This is a genomic window from Pirellulales bacterium (assembly GCA_035533075.1).
In the GTDB taxonomy this organism is placed as follows: Bacteria; Planctomycetota; Planctomycetia; order Pirellulales; family JAICIG01; genus DASSFG01.
Genome location: DATLUO010000055.1, coordinates 58,298 through 75,086 on the forward strand (window position 1 = coordinate 58,298; position 16,789 = coordinate 75,086).

Annotated in this window: 15 protein-coding genes; 10 read left to right on the forward strand and 5 right to left on the reverse strand. The window is 61.6% G+C overall.

Going from position 1 to position 16,789, the window contains the following annotated elements:
* The first annotated feature begins 11 nt into the window (after window positions 1-11).
* The 9 genes from VNH11_07325 (at window position 12) to metF (ending at window position 7,058) form a co-directional block, all read left to right on the forward strand.
* On the forward strand, window positions 12-596 hold the full coding sequence (locus VNH11_07325; protein ID HVA46167.1) for a hypothetical protein: 585 nt from the start codon (window positions 12-14) through the stop codon (window positions 594-596).
* A 222-nt stretch (window positions 597-818) separates the two neighbouring features.
* A complete protein-coding gene (gene rpmF / locus VNH11_07330) occupies window positions 819-998 on the forward strand; it encodes a 50S ribosomal protein L32 (protein HVA46168.1) in 180 nt (59 codons plus the stop codon).
* Entirely contained in the window at window positions 998-1,909 is a 912-nt protein-coding gene (gene fabD / locus VNH11_07335; protein HVA46169.1) for an ACP S-malonyltransferase, read from the forward strand. The genes rpmF and fabD overlap by 1 nt, the downstream gene beginning before the upstream one ends.
* Window positions 1,910-2,159: 250 nt before the next feature.
* Window positions 2,160-2,930 carry a 3-oxoacyl-[acyl-carrier-protein] reductase gene (gene fabG, locus VNH11_07340; GenBank protein HVA46170.1) on the forward strand — a complete coding sequence of 257 codons (771 nt, stop codon included), beginning with the start codon at window positions 2,160-2,162 and terminating at the stop codon, window positions 2,928-2,930.
* Window positions 2,930-3,103: a hypothetical protein gene (locus VNH11_07345; protein ID HVA46171.1), complete on the forward strand. Its 174-nt coding sequence runs from the start codon at window positions 2,930-2,932 to the stop codon at window positions 3,101-3,103. The genes fabG and VNH11_07345 overlap by 1 nt, the downstream gene beginning before the upstream one ends.
* 166 nt (window positions 3,104-3,269) lie before the next feature.
* Window positions 3,270-3,512 carry an acyl carrier protein gene (locus VNH11_07350; protein HVA46172.1) on the forward strand — a complete coding sequence of 81 codons (243 nt, stop codon included), beginning with the start codon at window positions 3,270-3,272 and terminating at the stop codon, window positions 3,510-3,512.
* 34 nt (window positions 3,513-3,546) lie between these two features.
* The gene (gene fabF / locus VNH11_07355; GenBank protein HVA46173.1) at window positions 3,547-4,794 is read left to right on the forward strand and encodes a beta-ketoacyl-ACP synthase II; all 1,248 of its coding nucleotides are present in this window, start codon (window positions 3,547-3,549) and stop codon (window positions 4,792-4,794) included.
* A gap of 51 nt (window positions 4,795-4,845) precedes the next feature.
* The gene (locus VNH11_07360; GenBank protein ID HVA46174.1) at window positions 4,846-6,156 is read left to right on the forward strand and encodes a putative sugar nucleotidyl transferase; all 1,311 of its coding nucleotides are present in this window, start codon (window positions 4,846-4,848) and stop codon (window positions 6,154-6,156) included.
* A 29-nt stretch (window positions 6,157-6,185) separates the two neighbouring features.
* Window positions 6,186-7,058: a methylenetetrahydrofolate reductase [NAD(P)H] gene (gene metF / locus VNH11_07365; protein HVA46175.1), complete on the forward strand. Its 873-nt coding sequence runs from the start codon at window positions 6,186-6,188 to the stop codon at window positions 7,056-7,058.
* A gap of 27 nt (window positions 7,059-7,085) precedes the next feature.
* Here the strand turns inward: metF and VNH11_07370 are convergent, their stop codons facing one another.
* The 4 genes from VNH11_07370 to VNH11_07385 form a co-directional block, all read right to left on the reverse strand.
* On the reverse strand, window positions 7,086-12,092 hold the full coding sequence (locus tag VNH11_07370) for a GTPase domain-containing protein (GenBank protein ID HVA46176.1): 5,007 nt from the start codon (window positions 12,090-12,092) through the stop codon (window positions 7,086-7,088).
* Window positions 12,079-12,801, reverse strand: coding sequence for a hypothetical protein (locus VNH11_07375; protein ID HVA46177.1), 723 nt, complete (start codon window positions 12,799-12,801; stop codon window positions 12,079-12,081). Before VNH11_07375 ends, VNH11_07370 begins: the two co-directional genes overlap by 14 nt.
* Window positions 12,802-13,277: 476 nt before the next feature.
* Entirely contained in the window at window positions 13,278-13,991 is a 714-nt protein-coding gene (locus VNH11_07380) for a hypothetical protein (GenBank protein ID HVA46178.1), read from the reverse strand.
* Window positions 13,981-14,715, reverse strand: a complete 735-nt coding sequence (locus tag VNH11_07385) for a hypothetical protein (GenBank protein ID HVA46179.1) — start codon at window positions 14,713-14,715, stop codon at window positions 13,981-13,983. The genes VNH11_07380 and VNH11_07385 overlap by 11 nt, the downstream gene beginning before the upstream one ends.
* 323 nt (window positions 14,716-15,038) lie before the next feature.
* Here VNH11_07385 and VNH11_07390 point away from each other — a divergent pair, with 323 nt between their 5' ends.
* On the forward strand, window positions 15,039-16,061 hold the full coding sequence (locus tag VNH11_07390; GenBank protein ID HVA46180.1) for a hypothetical protein: 1,023 nt from the start codon (window positions 15,039-15,041) through the stop codon (window positions 16,059-16,061).
* Between the two features lie 306 nt (window positions 16,062-16,367).
* Here the strand turns inward: VNH11_07390 and VNH11_07395 are convergent.
* The coding region (locus VNH11_07395; protein HVA46181.1) for an SMP-30/gluconolactonase/LRE family protein at window positions 16,368-16,789 on the reverse strand (422 nt) is incomplete at its 5' end.

Consider the following 16,789-nt stretch of genomic DNA (forward strand, 5'->3'; position numbering starts at 1 on the left):
GGGAATTTGACATGTCACGCCGGACCGTTTCAATTCTACTTCTCGTCTCGCTGGCCCTTCCGGTGCTGGCGTCGTCGGGCTGCACGTGGCCGCTCAATACGCAGTTCGCCCACCCGTTCGTGCATCTGCCGGTGCCGGTGCCCGTCAGCCCCTACTTCCAGAAAGAGCAGGAAACCAAGTTCTGGATGCGAGAGCGTTACCAACGGGTGCCCATCCTGGGACCGGTCACGTCGGGCGGTCCGCCCGTGGCGCTCGACCCGCCGTCGCCGGACGAGGTCGTGCATGCGTTGGAGCGGGCACGCAACGTCGAAGGCGGCGTTCCGCTGTTGCACGAAATCCAACGCAACAACGTCCGCATGGTCATCGAGCCCATCGCCGACTACGTCGATCCACCGCGCGTCTACCCATTGATCGGCCCGGCCCAGCTCCACCACGCACACTACAAGTGCATCATCTACTTCACTGAAGTGACGCGCGTGGGCTGGCCGTTTCCCTACACGACGGTCGACGAAGACGCCCAGGAAGTGATCTACATCGACCACAACCACTTCCACATGGTGGGCAATGTGGACGACGGGCCGGGCGGAAATCTGTAGGGCGTTTGGAGGCCGCGAACTGGCCGGCGTAGGGTGGCACCAGCGAGCTTGCGAGCGCCGGCCCACCGTCGTCGGGCGTCAGGCATCAGGCGTCAGGTTGTTTGTCCTGAAACCTGACGCCTCATCCTTGACAGCCCATCGCCGCTTCCTTACCATCAACCGTTCCTTCCGGCAGACCACGCCGGTCGCGTGTGATCGACGCCGTAATCCGCAGAGTTTCTCATGGCCGTTCCAAAACGAAAACATTCGAATGCCCGTAGCGGCAGCCGCCGGGCACACGACCATAAAAAGCCGAAGCAGTTGTACTACTGCCCGCAGTGCAGCACCGCCCTACCGTCGCATGTCGTTTGCCCGAATTGCGGCTATTACATGGGCCGGACCGTGGTTGAGACCAACGAATAGTGGCAAAGATCGCTTTCTTGTTCCCCGGCCAAGGCGCTCAAAGCGTCGGCATGGGCCGCGAGTTCGTCGAGGCGTCGCCCCATGCCCGCCAGCGGTTCGAAGACGCCGGCAACATTTTGGGCTACGACCTGGCAGGGCTCTGCTTCGAGGGTCCGGCCGAGCAGCTCGATTCGACGGTACACAGTCAGCCCGCTCTGTTCGTCACCAGCCTGGCTGCCCTGGACATGATGAACGACCGCTCACCGGACGTGGTGGCATGCTGCGGGGCGACGGCCGGTTTAAGCCTGGGAGAGTACACGGCGTTGGTTTTTGCCGGCGTTCTCGATTTCGAGTCGGGCCTGCGATTGGTCAACGAACGCGGCAAGGCGATGCAGGCCGCCGCCGATGCCCTGCCCGGCGGCATGGTCAGCATTCTGGGACTCGATCGCGATCGAATCAGCGCTCTCTGCCACGAGGCTGCCGAAGGAGACGTTTTGCAGATCGCGAACCTGCTTTGTCCCGGCAACATCGCCGTTTCGGGCACGGAGGCCGCTTGCCAGCGGGTCAGCCAGAAAGCGGTAGCGGCCGGCGCCATGAAAGCGGTGCCGTTGGCCGTGGCCGGTGCGTTCCACACGCCGATCATGCAGTCCGCCGTCGAGAGGCTCGCCGCCGCGCTGGAAGGAGTTCAACTCAGGCGGCCGCGCATCCCGGTTGTGTCGAACGTCGATGCCCGGCCGCACGACGCCCCGGAAGAAATCCGCGAGTTGCTGCCGCGGCAGATCGTGTCGCCCGTTTTGTGGGAAGACTCGGTCCGCTACCTGCTGAACCAAGGCTTTGACGAGTTTTACGAAGTCGGCCCCGGCCGTGTGCTGCGAGGATTGTTGAAGCGTATTGACCGCAAGGTTGTTGCGAAAGGCGTCGACGAAGGATAGAGCTTGGGAAACAATGCCGTAAGGTGGGGCCAGCGAGCTTGCGAGCGCCGGCCCACCGCGAGCGAGGCGTTAGGCGATGGGCGTTAGGCTTTAGGCGAGTTGCTCTACCGATGCCCTAACGCCCAACGCCTAACGCCCAACGCCTCAAACACGGTGGGCCGGCGCTCGCAAGCTCGCTGGTCCCACCCTACGATTACAAAGAGCCAAGGCCAAAGACCCAAGACCGTTGAAGTGAAAGGAGATCGCCAACATGGCCAACGAACCTATGGGCCGGCTCAAGGTTGACCTGAGCGGACAAGTGGCCCTCGTTACCGGCGCGTCGCGCGGACTGGGCCAGGCGATCGCGGTCGCTCTGGCACATGCCGGCGCCAAGGTGGCTTGCGTGGCGCGAGACCGTCAAAAGCTGGAGCAAACCGTCGCCGCCATCACCGCGGCGGGCGGCGCGGCGGACCTGTTCGAGTGCGACGTGACCAATTCCGCCAGCGTGCAGCAGGTGGTCGAGGCCGTGGCCGAGAAGTGGCAGCGGCTCGACATTCTGGTCAATAACGCCGGCATCACTCGCGATACGTTGATTCCACGCATGTCGGACGAGCAGTGGGACGAGGTGATCAACACGAATCTCCGTGGTGCGTTCTTGTTTACGCGGGCCGCCACGCGGGTCATGATGCAGCAACGTTACGGCCGCATTATCAATGTGGCCAGCGTTTCGGGACTGATGGGCAATCCGGGCCAGGCCAACTACTCGGCGTCGAAAGCCGGGCTGATCGGCATGACCCGCACGGTGGCCCGAGAATTGGCCAGCCGCAAAGTGACGGTCAACGCCGTTGCCCCCGGTTTCATCGAGAGCGACATGACCGCGGCCCTGGGCGACGCGCTGCTGAGCGAAGTCAAGCTGCGGGTGCCGGCCAAGCGGCTGGGCCGGGCCGAGGAAGTGGCCGACGCCGTGCTCTTTCTCGCCGCCCCCAGTTCCGCGTATATTACAGGGCAGGTCCTGACGATCGACGGCGGATTGACGGCCTAATGGCATCTTACGACGACATCGCCAGCCTGTACTTTTACAACGACCGCTGGAACGTCCATTACCTGTTTGAAGGGGCGCCTTCGGCAGGTGGCATGCGAGATGCCGAGGCAAAGCCCCTAACGAAAGCGACGCTACGTAAGGTGTTCGACCAGATGAAAGCCCATGCCGCATGAGGGCTAGACAGCCGCCCAAAAAACCGTTATATCTTCCTCTCTTACGAGAACCGTCTATCTTCGTTGATTTACGTCCCCACCGGCGGATGCTATCTTGCTGGTCTGGGAATTGTTGTTTTTGCCGATCGGTAGTTTTTAATCTGCGGTTTGCAGGAGGACCGTCCAGGTGGCCTCAGTCAAAGAACGTGTTATCGACATCGTCGCCGAGCAATTGGGCGTCAGTAAAGATCAGGTGACCCCCGAAACGTCGTTTGTCAACGACCTGGGGGCCGATTCCCTCGACACCGTGGAGTTGGTGATGGAACTGGAAGAAGAGTTCGACATCAACATTCCCGACGACGCCGCTGAAAAAATTCAGACGGTTGGTCAGGCGATCGAGTATATCGAGAAAACCCAGGCCGCGAGTTAATCCGAGATCACCCCGCTTGTCTATTCCGGCTGCTATGAAGCGACGAGTCGTCGTAACCGGTCTCGGCGTCGTCACCTCGCTCAGCCGCCAGGTCGAAGACCTCTGGCAGCGGATCAACCGCGGTGAAAGCGGCATCCGCCCCGTCACGGCCTTCGACACCACCGAGTTCAAGGTGAAGTTTGGCGGCGAGATCAGTGACTGGTCGACCGAGGGATATATCTCTCCGCGCGAGGTCAAGCGCATCGACCGCTTCACCCAGTTCGCGCTGGTGGCCGCCATCGAGGCGGTCAAAGACTCCGGCCTCGATTTTGCCAAGGAAGATCACTTCCGCTGCGGAGTCATCCTTGGTTCGGGCATCGGCGGACTGAACGAAATCGAAACCCAGCACTCGCGGCTGATCGAAAAGGGGCCCGACAAGGTCTCGGCCTTTACCATTCCCAAGTTGATGGTGAACGCGGCTGCCGGCCACGTTTCCATTCAATTCGGCCTGCGCGGCCCCAGTGCGGCGGTGGCCACGGCGTGCGCCAGTGCCGCGAACGCCATCGGCGACGCCTTCAAGGCCATTCAATACGACGACGCTGACATCATGGTCACCGGCGGCACCGAGGCGGCCCTGACGCCCATGGGCCTGAGCGGTTTCGCGAACATGCGGGCCTTGTCGGAGCGGAACGACGATCCGCAACACGCCAGCCGCCCCTTCGACAAGAACCGCGACGGCTTCGTGCTCAGCGAAGGGGCCGGCTTGCTGGTGATCGAGGAACTGGACCACGCCAAGGCCCGCGGCGCCAGGATCTATGCCGAACTGCTCGGTTACGGCGTCAGTGCCGACGGCAGCCACATTACCCACCCCGACGAGCACGGCACCGGCGCAGCCAAGGCCATGTTGCGGGCGCTGGCGGACGGCGAAGTGAATCTCGACGAAATCGGCTACATCAACGCCCACGGCACCAGCACCCCGCTGGGCGATCAGGCGGAAACGCTCGCCGTGAAAACGGTCTTTGGAGACGGCGCGCGCGACGTCAGCATTTCCAGCACCAAGAGCCAGCTTGGCCATTTGCTGGGGGCCAGCGGCGGCGTCGAGCTCGTGCTTTGTGTACTGGCGCTGCGAGATTCGCTCATTCCACCCACGATCAACTACGACGAGCCCGATCCCGCTTGCGATCTCGATTACACGCCGAACCAACCTCGCCAGCGCCGGCTGTCGGCGGCCATGTCGAACAGTTTTGGTTTCGGCGGTCACAACGCCTCGATCATCGTCGGGAAATTGCGAAATGGACGGTAGGGTGGGACCAGCGAGCTTGCGAGCGCCGGCCCACCCTACATCGGGTCGGTCATGATCATACTCTTCGAAGACGAGCAAGTCGTCGATCTCTATCCGGTCACGATCGGCAAGCCGGCGTACACCATCGCCTGCGGCGCGTATCGCCTGCTGGACGTGGCCAACGATCTGGCGGCGAGCTGCGGAAAGACCGTGTGTGCGATCGTTCGGCCCCACCTGCGCGATTTTCGCGCGGCCGCGCCGATGTCGGCGGAATCAGCCGGAGGGAACGCAAGGCTCTTTATCAATGCTCGGCTGGTGCCCTCGATGCTGGCCCGCGAAACATTGGCAAAGATCATCGCGGCCGCCCGGCCGGGCACCGTTTCGATCAGCGACGAGTTTCGTCCCGGACGCGATGCCGCGATCGCGGCGGCGGGCCGTGCCGGAGCGAAGGGTTCCGAGACGGAGATCGCCGCCGCCTTGGTGCCGCACGATGCTCCGCTGCCGCCCGAAGACGCCACCGCCAAGGAACTGGCGGCCTGGTTCGCCAAGCTGCGGCTTCCGCGGCTCGATGCGCCCCGCCTGGCGTTGCTCGATTATCCCCACGACATCATCCGCCACCATCTGCTCACCTTCCCCGGCAACCTGGCGCATCGCCTGGCAAGCGGGCGATTCCAGGAAGTGACGGAGGGAGTGTTCTTGGCCAAGGACGCTCAACTGGCGAAACACGTGGTGACGAACACGGAGTCGGGGCCGATCGTGCTGGACGAGGGCGCCACCATCGGTCCCTTGTGTTATGTGAGCGGGCCGGCGTACCTCGGCCGCCATGCCCGTGTCATCGAGCAGTCGTCCCTGAAAGACGGCGTGGCCTTGGGTCATACGACCAAGGTCGGCGGCGAGGTGGAAGGCTCGGTCGTCGAACCTTATACCAACAAACAGCATCACGGCTTCTTGGGGCACAGCTATCTAGGGAGCTGGGTAAACCTGGGCGCCGGCACCTGCAACAGCGACTTGAAGAACACCTACGGGCAGGTCAACATGGAGTATCACGGCCGCAAGGTGCCCACCGGCATGCAGTTTGTCGGCGCGATCGTGGGCGATTATGCCAAAACAGCGATCAACACCGGCATATTCACGGGCAAGACCGTCGGCGCGTGCAGCATGGTCTATGGTTTTGTGACCACGAACGTGCCGAGCTTTACGAACTACGCCCGCTTGTTTGGCCAGGTGACGGAAGCGACGGTCGACGTGATGGTGGCCACCCAGGCCCGCATGTTTGCCCGGCGAAACGTCGAACAGCGTCCCTGCGACGTGCAGTTGCTCCACGACATGTATGAGCTGACCCGGCACGAGCGGCAGATTGCCGGCGAGCCGTTGTCGTTGTGATCTGAACCCTGAACCCTGAACCCTCCCTTATGCCTCTCACCGACGTTTACGGTCCTGACAAGTTCGGCCTTTCGTTCGAGCTGTTTCCGCCCAAGACGGAAACAGGCGAGGCCGACTTGTTTCAGCATCTGACGGAGCTGATGTCGTTTGAGCCGAGCTATGTCACCTGCACCTATGGGGCGGGCGGCTCGACGCGCGCCAAGACGCTCGAAATCGTTGAGCGAGTGCATCGGCAGTTCGGCTGCCCGGTGGCGTCGCATCTGACCTGCGTCGGTGCCACGGTCGATGATCTGCGCGCCTATCTTCGCGAGGCCGGCGTACGGGGCATCGAGAACATTGTCGCCCTGCGCGGCGACCCGCCCAAGGGACAAACTCAGTTTCAGGCCGTTGAAGGCGGTTTTCGCTATGCGGTCAATCTCGTGACTTTGATTCGTCAGGAGTTCCCAGACTTTGGCGTTGCCGTGGCCGGCTATCCCGAGACGCACCAGGAGGCCCTCAGCCCGCAGGCCGACTTGGAAAACCTGAAACGCAAAGTCGACGCCGGCGCCGACGTGGTCATCACCCAGCTCTTCTATTCCAACGACGATTTCTTCCGCTTCCGCGACCGCTGCTCGAGGTTGGGAATCAAAGTGCCGATTGTGCCGGGCGTGTTGCCAGTGACGAATCTGGCCCAGATCAAACGAATCACCTCGCTCTGCGGGGCAAGACTGCCCGAATCATTCCAGGCTGCGCTGGAAGCCCACGAAGGAAACGCCCACGAGCAGTTCGAGATCGGCGTCGACTTCGCAACGCGCCAAGTGCAGGAGCTGATCGACGCCGGCGTGCCCGGCATCCATTTCTACGTTCTCAACAAATCCCCCGCCACCTGCCGCGTCCTGCGGGCCGTGACGCGACCGGAGTGAGAAGGCGTCACGCGGCGCGACTGTCGTTTACGCGGACGAGGATGGCATAAAGCCCGTGATGTCGAACCACGTCATTTCGCCAGCCGCAACCGCTAAAAAATGTTGGTTTCCGCACTTAGAGATGGCTAGTGCGTCTGGTTTTCCGATAACGTAACCGACAGCGGCCGTTCGTTCTGGATCGGCAAGCCTCCTGATTTCGATCCGGCCAGATTCAAACGCCAGTGCGATATGCCCGGAGATATGGAGCCAACACGCCAAGTCATTGTCTATCTTCGTCTGTTCGGGGCCGGCGATCGGCCATATCGAGCTATCCTCGTTGTGTTGCAATCTGTTGAGTCGCAACCTGTGTCGCTCAAGAACTAATTTGCGGTCCTGATGATTAGCAGTGTTCCTGTAAATAATCGACGCCACGCTCAACTGATAGTCGTCGCACTGCTCCGCGTCATGGTAAAGTATCGTGTCAGGAGACAACTCGAGCTCATTGATCGGCGACAATAGTCCTTCCGGTCGCGGCGAATGAAGATAGGCACGCGCTTTTGCGTAATGAGCATTTTTCGACAGGACCAATGCTCTTTTATTCGGAAGCGGAATGATCTTCACCACGCTGCGCGTGCCGATTCGCCGGTGCCGTCGCCCTACCAAGTCGACGCAGCAACTGCCGTAGCTGCCCGCGCCATTGATGGCATCGTCAACAAAGATAAGCCCGCGCGATGCCGCGGTGATTCTTGGTTCCCCACGAAAGGGAATCGACGCCGAGGCCTCTAAGAGCCTTCCGTCGCTGCTGAACCGGTGAAGGCGCAGCGAACCGCTGTTCGCCGCGGCCACGACGAAACCGCCGTCGCCATCTGCGCGGACGTCGGCGATTCGCCCGTGTTTGAGATGCTTTTGAAACACGACGTTGCCGTTGCGCCCCACGCAAATAAGCGACGCACCACCGCTGGCAATGGCGAGCTCGTGACCATCCGCCGTGATCGTCTGCAATCCTTCGGCGACGGGAAGTTGTGAGACACAGCCCGGTGGATACTCAGCACGAGGCGGCGCTTCATATCGGCGCTTCTCCTTATCCGGCCTGGCCGCCGCACGAATAATCACCGAGGCGTCCGCACGCACTCCAAGGATTTCATGGAACACGTTGGCAGGATCCTGCCGGCCAAATAACGGGACGACCTGATCCGGATCCGGACCCGCCAGCATGGCGCATTTCGGCGTGAGAATCAGCACTGTCCCGTCTTTCAGAGACACAAACTTGCGCCAATCCACCGGGAAGGCGCCATGAGCGATGGCGGTATGAAGCTGTTTTGGAACGGGTCGCGGCATTTCTTCATGCTTTGGAAGAATTTGCCACAATTCGCCGCAGTAGTTGGGGCTGTCACTTGCCAGCAAAACCCCGAGACTCTTGTGCCAGGCGACCGGCCGGCAGCTCAGCAGGAAGCTAGCGACGATGCCGTCGTGCGAGTCGTCGCGGTCGGTGGCTTCCGTCGGCATCGAATAAAGCGGAATCCGAAGAAGGCATTTGCCGGCGGGCCCATAAACTCCAAGAGCGCTGCCGTGCTGATCGCTGAAGGTGACCGCGAGCCGGTCGCCGGGAATCGCGCAAGCGCCACGGACGTTAGCAATGCGCTCGCCAAAGGATTCGTCGGCCGACGAATCATCGTCTTCCACAGACCGGTAAAACCACAGAGACCTCGATGAATCGCCCTCGGTGTGGGTTCTTGCAATGACTTTTGCCGCAAAGGGGACGACTTCGATCGAGCGAGTGTGGAGAAAGATCCAGGCCCCTCGGTCGATCGATCGTTCCCCGATTGAGCAAAACCGCAGCTCCGGGCGCGCATTTCTGCCTTTGCCTTTCGTCGAAGCGACGACCATCAAAAGCGGTTGTTCCCCGGCAAGATAGTGCAGCGAATCAAACCGGTCGTCGGTCCCTACAGCCATGAGGCAGCGCTGCTTCAGGGTGTCGACGTCGATGATCCGTAGTTCGTTTTCCAACAACACCGCAACCTCCGCCGCCGACACGGCCGTCAGCGCCTTGATCGGTTTATCCAAACGTATGAACCTGTCCGGGACATGCGCGGCTCGGTGCGTTTTCATAACCGCCAGCCCTTCGCTTGAGGCCAATATGAGGCGGCTGATCTCGGGCAGCTCGCACGCACTACCCAGGACTCCAGGATTCGTCGGCCACGCCGCACGATAGCCATCGGGCTCCGGGGCCAACAGTAAGAAATCGGGCGAGCTCGGGCTCGCTTGGCGTACCGCGGTGAAATTACCGAGCGCCCCATGCGCAGCTTCCCACCAGGCATCGAGACCATCGTTCAAAAGATCTCCCCAGGTCGCAAGGAAGTTCATCGCTTCCACCAGCTCAACCCGCGGGGCGATTGAATCCAGCAAGCGCAGCTCCTGAATAACCTCGGCCAGCCTGGTCGCCCGGATCGGAAAGTGGAGCTGCGTCTCACGGTCGCTGTGGCCGGCAATGAGTTCCGCAACGCCGCCGATCGCTCCGCGGCGACGCGCCAGCCGTTCGATCACCATTTTGGCATTCCGACGCCCATGTGGTGGAAGCGTATCCGGAGGCCGCAATACCGCGTCGAATAAACATCCATGTAAATCGCATGTAAAGTCATCCATCGCTGCCGCAAGCCTTCGGTAGAGCCAGGTCGACCGCGAAAGTTTCTCAATGAGCTCGGTCCTGCCGCTCGTCAAGCCGGCAATCAATTGCGGCAGCCTCCGTGCGGCAAAATCTAAAAGGTCGGCGACCACGCATTCTTCGTTAGTCACGTCCAAGTCGAGCAGGCGGTCACTGAATTTTTCAAGGGGCGCCGTCTGATCAGATTCGCACAACAACGTGACAAGTCGCGCAATGAAGTCCCGATATAGCGCTCCGTTGAATTCATCGCAAGCAAATCGGCGCAAATTAGGGCTTGCAAACAGGCAGCATTGTTCTTGATTCGGCCCAGGCGTACACCTCAGCCAGCGGCGGACGCACGGCGGACCGCCCCCGGCGAACAGCATCCCCACCTCGTCTTCTTTCGCGTCAACCAAGCGGGCAATGTCATTAACGCGCCACGGTCGGTCATCCAACAGCGCGCACGTTCCAATGAACCGTTTCAGCAAATCGCTTTGGTCTGGGTAGCAGTCCTCAATGTCTTTGAGAAGGGCGCGATAATAATCATCGCCCTTTGCCAAGCGGAGCCCATCTGGCGTTTCAGGCCAGGCCCCTTCGTGGGTCCGCAAGCTGTCATTGAGCACTGCAAGGTCGCCGCCGGCTGCTGTCAGCATCGACGCCCGCCAGCCGGAATCCATCAGGTCACGAGCGATGTCCGCGCGCCCGGACTGCGCAAAGCGTTCGGCCCAACGATCGAGCAGCGCGAGAGCCGATTCATCCTCGTTGGCGAGGCTGATTTGAGTTTGAGTATGCTCAAGGTCGGCGATTTGCTGTGTGCCGACCACGACTAGGCATTCTTTCGCAATTCCGCGCAGATACCGCAAGATTGACAATTGCTCGTCCGGAGCGGCTTCGTCGAGTCCGTCGACGACAACGTCAATCGCGGCGTGTGTTGCGTTCGCGGCGATATAAATGCGTTTGAGCGCATCCGAATCGTCGAAGTCGGCTGCCTTCGCACGATGCATAGATGGCGGCCGAACGATGGTGAATCGTTCCTCAATCTGCGCGGCCAAAGCCTCCATCAGCCTGTCCTTCCCTTGCGGGTCATCGCGGTGGAAGCTGAACCAGCTTGGATAGTGGGGCAGGTCGTTGGCCCACATGCTCAAGAGCGTCGTTTTTCCGGCGCGGGCCGCGCCGACCACGGCACAGATACCGCGGCTCCCGATATTCAGTGAGTCGTCGCGCCAGGATTCCAGGTCGGCGAGCGGCTTTTCGCGCTTCACCGCACCGGCGGGGCAGGCGCGCTCGCGGGTTGCTTCCGGCAAGTCGCGCGAGCCAATCGGCGAACGCGGCGCGGCCGGACGCCGGCGACTTTCCCGCCGCCAGCGGTATTCTGTCAATCCGCTTTCGGCGCAGACGCGGTTCACTTGCCGCACAACATCGGCAAGCGAAAGGCCCTTTTGCAACAGCGCCAAGCGGACGCCGGGTACCGGCTGCGGTTCCGGTTGATCATTATCCGAATCGCGGCACGCGAAAAAGAGAAAGATTCCCGCCTCGGCCGCCGCCTGTAGCTTGAGGCTTAGATCGGTGACTCCTTGTAGCGTGCCATGCTCGTCCCAGCGGCCCGTGAAGCCGATGCCGAAAGGAAGCGGGCGTTGTTGTCGATCCGCCAAAAGCTGCATCGCCAACGACAAGCCGGCGGAATCAAGCCGGCCGATCGCATCGCCGTCCTTTCCGGCGAAATCCCTGAATTTCTCAAACCACGTTGGCAGCGCGGGGCATCGCTCGCTCACTCCGCCTTCGCCGACTGCGCGCAGCACCGTCTGCCAAACGTCGCGCCAAACCTCCGGCATCGGTTCGCCGGCCTGGGAAGAAGGCGCCGGTTCAATCCAAACGCTTGCGGCGAGATTCGATTCCACCCTGCGTCCGACGACTACGGGGAACCCAATATGCCGGCGTTCAGCACAGATCCGGGAACTCCGAATCGCACTGCCGAGGATGCCACGGTCGGCCCCGGCAACGGTGTATAGAGACGCGATGAAATCAGCGTGAGCCGCGCTGAATCGCGCGACGTCGTCAGTCGGCCAATTGCCGATAACGCGCGTGACCGCTTCTACGGCCACACCGCAAACCTCGTCGCTTGTGCCGAAGGCGCTCCATAACGGACGCAGGCTATCGAGAAGCTCCGCATTCCGCGAGAGCAAGAGCCGGCGGGCAAGCGTCTCCACTTGCGAGGCGCGGAACATCTGGCGCGCAGCGTGATGCGCGCCGGCCAGATCCGCCGAAAGTGAGCGAAGCTCGCGCGAGATCAGCTCGCGCGACGCCAACTCAACCCAGGCCGGAAACTGCCCGTGCCGCAAGAAATCAATGAGTGTTCCGTCGCGGAGCTTTCGGAGGCAGAACGCGAAATCGTCCACAGAATTAATGGCCGCCATTTGGGCTCTCATTTAGCAGCACATATTGGCGCTCACCCCGTGCCGTAACCAACGTAGCGGACACCTCCGCGTCCAGATCGCCCGGCCCTAACTCAAACGTGGCAACACCCAGCGAAAACGACGCGGCCCGTGTGCCCGCGCCGCCGAAATCTATTTCGGCCGAAACATACTCCTTCATTTCGTCCATGCCACCAATCAACTCGAGACGCCATCGCTTACATCCATTCGTGTCTCGATCGCGCCAAAACCGCACGGTGACGCTCCGGTCGCCCGCGACCGGCCGCTCCGTTTGCCGAAGGTGCTTCGCCTCCGCAACCGCGAGGCGACTGTCGTGCGAGCTCGCAGCCAAGCGGTGCTCCGGCTGCGCAGCGGCGGCGTCTCGTTTTGTCATTAGGAGCAGTTCCGACAGCGGCCGTCTTTGGGCCGCATGGCCTGCCGCCGTGCGTTCCAGTGTGCCGTCGAGCCACCAAGGGAGCGTTTCGACGAACGGACCTCGCACCATTTTGCGCCAGTTCTCAAGCAACGGCAGTTCGGTTGCGATCGACAGCAGTTGCATCTGCTCATCACTTTGCGCGACTTCGTCGGCCCGCTCGGACGCGTCAAGGATCTCACGCATCAGCCTTCCGAACTCGCCCGAGGAAGAGCCGCCCGCATCGAGATACTCCTGATAGTTCTCGTTAATGCCAATAAAGGCCGCCCAGGTTTGCATGAGCTGGTGCAGGATGCTCGTACACAACGCCACGTCTTCCACCGGCTCCGCATCGTCGAACCGTTCCGGCAGTTCGCGCGCATCGAGCGCCAAATGTTCCAGCGCGTGAATCAAACCGCGCAACGCAGCAGCGGTTATCTGGGCCGGCAATGGGCCCCGAAGTACCGATGCGACGTCCCTCGGCAATGCGATATCGTACAACCGGCAGAATCCAAGCGATGAGACCAGCCAATACGGTCCCGTAGTATCGGAATGGATTCCTGATCGCGACGGCAGCGATTCCCATTCCCGCACACGGTCCGCGGCCGACCAGGGGCGTTCGCGCTTCAGCGCCGCCTCGATGTCGGGCAGGCCAAGCGCCCAGCGTAGGTCATCGAAGTGCCCGAAATAGTCGGGTTCAAGTTGCTCGTCCATTTCCACCTACCGTCCGCCGATTATCGTTGGCGTTGGTGCCGAAGCGAAGATGCTTGCGACGCCTATCGGGTTTCCCAGGTCCATGTTGGAGTCGCCCATTCGCTGCCGGCGGCGCCGCCGACGAAGCCCCATATCTGTGGGTCGACAAATCGGATGTCGATGCACATTTCCGGCTGTCCGCCGATGACGCTCTTTTCGCGACGGTATCCTCGGTCGGGCAGCCGGCGCCGCTGCGAGACCGGATCAGCATCCGTGTGTTCGTAGACCAATTGCTTTAGTGCTATTTTCCAACGCCTGCTCTTGAATGCAACATTTCCTGTTCCAGTAGGATCAACGCTTGCCGCGCCCGTGAAGTAACAAGTCCGGAGCGTTTTTTCAGCCGCCGTGGAATTGACGACGGCAATTGCGCCTGACGGAAGCGGAAGCAACCAGCGTTGGCCGTCAACGCCGCGCGCACCAATCGACGTGTAAACCAAGACCAGCGGCTGGCTTAAGCACGATCGAACCTCACCCTCCAGAATTGCGAGAGCGGCCTTCGACGCATCAGCGGCTGGACCTTGGTCGAACGGCCCGTGGGGCGTGGCGGCGAGTTCTTTCACAATTGCCTCGGCGAACACATCACGCCAAGGTTCGCTACTCTTGCAAACGTGCTTTTCGACAAAATGCCGCCATGTCCGTTCCGACACAATGATGCTTGTGGAAGCGCCGCACGACGCAGTCGGCGTTGGGTCGGGGAGATTCTTCCACACCGCCATGATGTTCGGTTCACCCTTCATCGCGTAGCTCGCGCACGTAATCAAGCTCACCCAAGTGCTCTCGCTTGCGATACCAATGCTGCCTAAAGGCCGCGCGTGATTCCTGCATCGCATCCGCCAGCACCGCCAGCCATTCGTTCCATTGCTCAAAGTCGTTGGGCAGCGGCGGAAAAGGTAATGCCACGTCGCATTCGTCGCACCAGCTTTCCCACAATCGCCGCGGCACTTTCCGCGACAATTCCGTGGCCGCCAGAAGCCGAAGCCGGTCGCGAGGACGCCATGACTCGATGAGCCTTAGGTCGCGGTCCCCGAACGGTTCGTTCTCGTCGCCATCCGCGACATAAGAGCCGGCCGAGCCGCGCGAGTGCTCGAAATCGTCTGCTAGTTTATGGGTGGATTCGAGTTTACTCCGCCGTTTCTCCTTGCGCGTCACGTCAATGAGCAGGTAGTAGAGCGAGGTCCAAAGCCATCCGGTAAAGGGTCCGTCTGATGGACGATAATCTGCAATACGCGCCTTAACGCCACCGTCTCGCAGTTGACGAGGCGCAGTCATCGCGGCGATCGCCTCTTCAATGAAGTCGTGTGCAAGCTGCTGCGATACGCCACGATAGCGACACACTCGTCGCGCCGTTTCACGAACCAACGGCTCGAGCGCGCGGATCGCGGCGTCGATGGCGACAGCATCGGCATTCGACTGGATTATTTCAACCTGTCGTAGCAGGTCGTTCTCGTCTGTGGTGGCCATCGCGGTGGTGCGGCGTCGAACCCACGCTTTTTAGGAACTCTGAGCCATTGCAGGAAGAGATTGTAGCCGGTACGTGCCCGCACCGCGAGCTAGTCGCGCCGAAACTTTTTTGTCACGTCCGTCTCTGTCGGAGCGTTGTTGAGGGTGAGAGGCGCGATCTGGTCGGCAAAGGGCCGTCAGTGTGTTCGCCGAGATAAGTAAGGTCGAGACTGATGATGAATGGTTTGTGTTGGTCGTTGATGGCGTCGGTCGCGTTGGCGACCGGAACGGTCGCCCCAAGTTGGGGTCAGGATGCGAGCGCGATCGTTGATGAGGCGAAAAGCGTGGCAACGCCAAGGCAGCAAGAGTGGCTGAAGGCCACTCCGGAGCAGCGAGTGGGGCTGTCGGAGTTGTTGGGCGACGAGGGCGCTCGGGCGCTGGCGAAGAAGAACGGGTACGAGACGATTTGCGATGGGCTTAATCGCACGCTGCCGCAGGGGCCGGATCAGGCGTACCGCGCGACGAAGGGGCGCGTTGTGGTCTTTGAGGCCAAGGGCGGCTCGTCGCCGCTAGGGCATGCTTACGGCTATCAGCAGGGGACGCCCGAATGGGCCGTCGAATCGGCAAAGCACGTGCTCAGGAGCACCAAGGCGGGCGCGGTGGAAAAAAGGGCGGCAGGCGAAATTATCGAGGCCGCCGCGGAGCGCCGGCTTACCGTCGAAGTCGTGCGGACCAAACATCGCTTCGGTGAGCCGTTCGTGGCGGTTGTCGAGCAATCGCTCAATACCACCGACGATGCCGCAAGGTTGGCGCGAACGGCGCTCGACGCCCTGGCGCGGCCGGCAGCAACCGCCGTTGACGACGCGGCACGGGCGACAGAGCAGTTGGCCGAAGACGGCAGCCGCACCGTCGGTACGGTCGCCAAGATGACGCCGCGGGCGAAGCTAGGGCGCGCTGCGGGCAAGGTGCTCGTTCCCGTGGGCGTCGCCATAGATGGCGCCTATCGCGTGAAGGATGCCACGCACGTAGAACAACAGTTCGCGAGCGGGCAGATCACTCAGCACGAGCGAGAAGCCCGACATGCTAAAAACGGCGCCGGCCTTGTCGGTGGTTGGAGCGGCGCGTGGGCCGGCGCGGAAATCGGCGCCACGACGGGCGGTGCAATCGGCACGGCGATCGCGCCGGGACCGGGCACCGCCGTCGGCGCTGTTGTCGGCGGCGCCGCGGGCGGCGGCGCCGCGGGCGGCGGCGCCGGTTATTTCGCCGGCGAGGCTGCCGCTTCCAAAGCCGCCGAATGGACGGTCCAAAAGATTCATAGCACCGGCAACACGCTCCAAAGCGGCTGGAATTGGGCGTTCGGCGGTTAGGATACTGCGTTCTGGCCCCAGGATACTCCAAGGTATCCAGGGGCATTTCGTGTGCGCTTGTCGCCAGTTTTCATTCTGCCCGCGGATACAGCGAGTCTAGCGCCGTCTCTGGCTGACCGGCTTCGCGTCGACCATTCCGTAGATTCCGTAGCTGGTGTCAAACTCGTCGAGGTCTGGTACAAACCTCAGTTCGGGCTCCACGTGCGCGAACGCAAACCCCGACAGACGGCGTCCTGGCTCAAGAAAGCTAGTTCGACGACCGCCTCCTGATGGCGAGTATCTACCGTTGGGGAGTCTGAGTGTCGATCACTTTCCCTGCGCAAACCGGTGCCCGGTCGTTTCCACGTCGGCCTTGTAGAGCGAGGTGCGAGCGGTGATGTAAAGCGTCTTGAACTCCGGGCCGCCGAACGTCACGTTGGCCGGCGGTTCGGGCACCTCGATGATGCCCAGATGCTTGCCGTCGCGATCGACGACTTGCAGGCCCAGCCCGGTGGCGATGTAAAGATTGCCTTGGGTGTCGATCGTCAGTCCGTCACCGCCGCGGCCCTGCTGCCCATCGGGCTGTTTCAGCCGGCAGAACACTTTGCCTTTACCGAGTTTGCCCGGCGACTCAACCGGATAGGCCATCACTTCTTCCTGCATGCTGGGCACGACGTAGAGCGTCTTTTCGTCGGTCGACAGAATCACGCCGTTGGGCGCTTTGAGATCGTCGATGAGCCGTTTCACCA

Coding starts and splice junctions, on each gene's coding strand:
- VNH11_07325 (HVA46167.1), top strand. CDS start 12: ATGTCACGCCGGACCGTTTCAATTCTACTTCTCGTCTCGCTGGCCCTT.
- rpmF (HVA46168.1), top strand. CDS start 819: ATGGCCGTTCCAAAACGAAAACATTCGAATGCCCGTAGCGGCAGCCGC.
- fabG (HVA46170.1), top strand. CDS start 2,160: ATGGCCAACGAACCTATGGGCCGGCTCAAGGTTGACCTGAGCGGACAA.
- VNH11_07345 (HVA46171.1), top strand. CDS start 2,930: ATGGCATCTTACGACGACATCGCCAGCCTGTACTTTTACAACGACCGC.
- fabF (HVA46173.1), top strand. CDS start 3,547: ATGAAGCGACGAGTCGTCGTAACCGGTCTCGGCGTCGTCACCTCGCTC.
- VNH11_07360 (HVA46174.1), top strand. CDS start 4,846: ATGATCATACTCTTCGAAGACGAGCAAGTCGTCGATCTCTATCCGGTC.
- metF (HVA46175.1), top strand. CDS start 6,186: ATGCCTCTCACCGACGTTTACGGTCCTGACAAGTTCGGCCTTTCGTTC.
- VNH11_07370 (HVA46176.1), bottom strand. CDS start 12,092: ATGGCGGCCATTAATTCTGTGGACGATTTCGCGTTCTGCCTCCGAAAG.
- VNH11_07375 (HVA46177.1), bottom strand. CDS start 12,801: ATGCAAACCTGGGCGGCCTTTATTGGCATTAACGAGAACTATCAGGAG.
- VNH11_07380 (HVA46178.1), bottom strand. CDS start 13,991: ATGAAGGGTGAACCGAACATCATGGCGGTGTGGAAGAATCTCCCCGAC.
- VNH11_07385 (HVA46179.1), bottom strand. CDS start 14,715: ATGGCCACCACAGACGAGAACGACCTGCTACGACAGGTTGAAATAATC.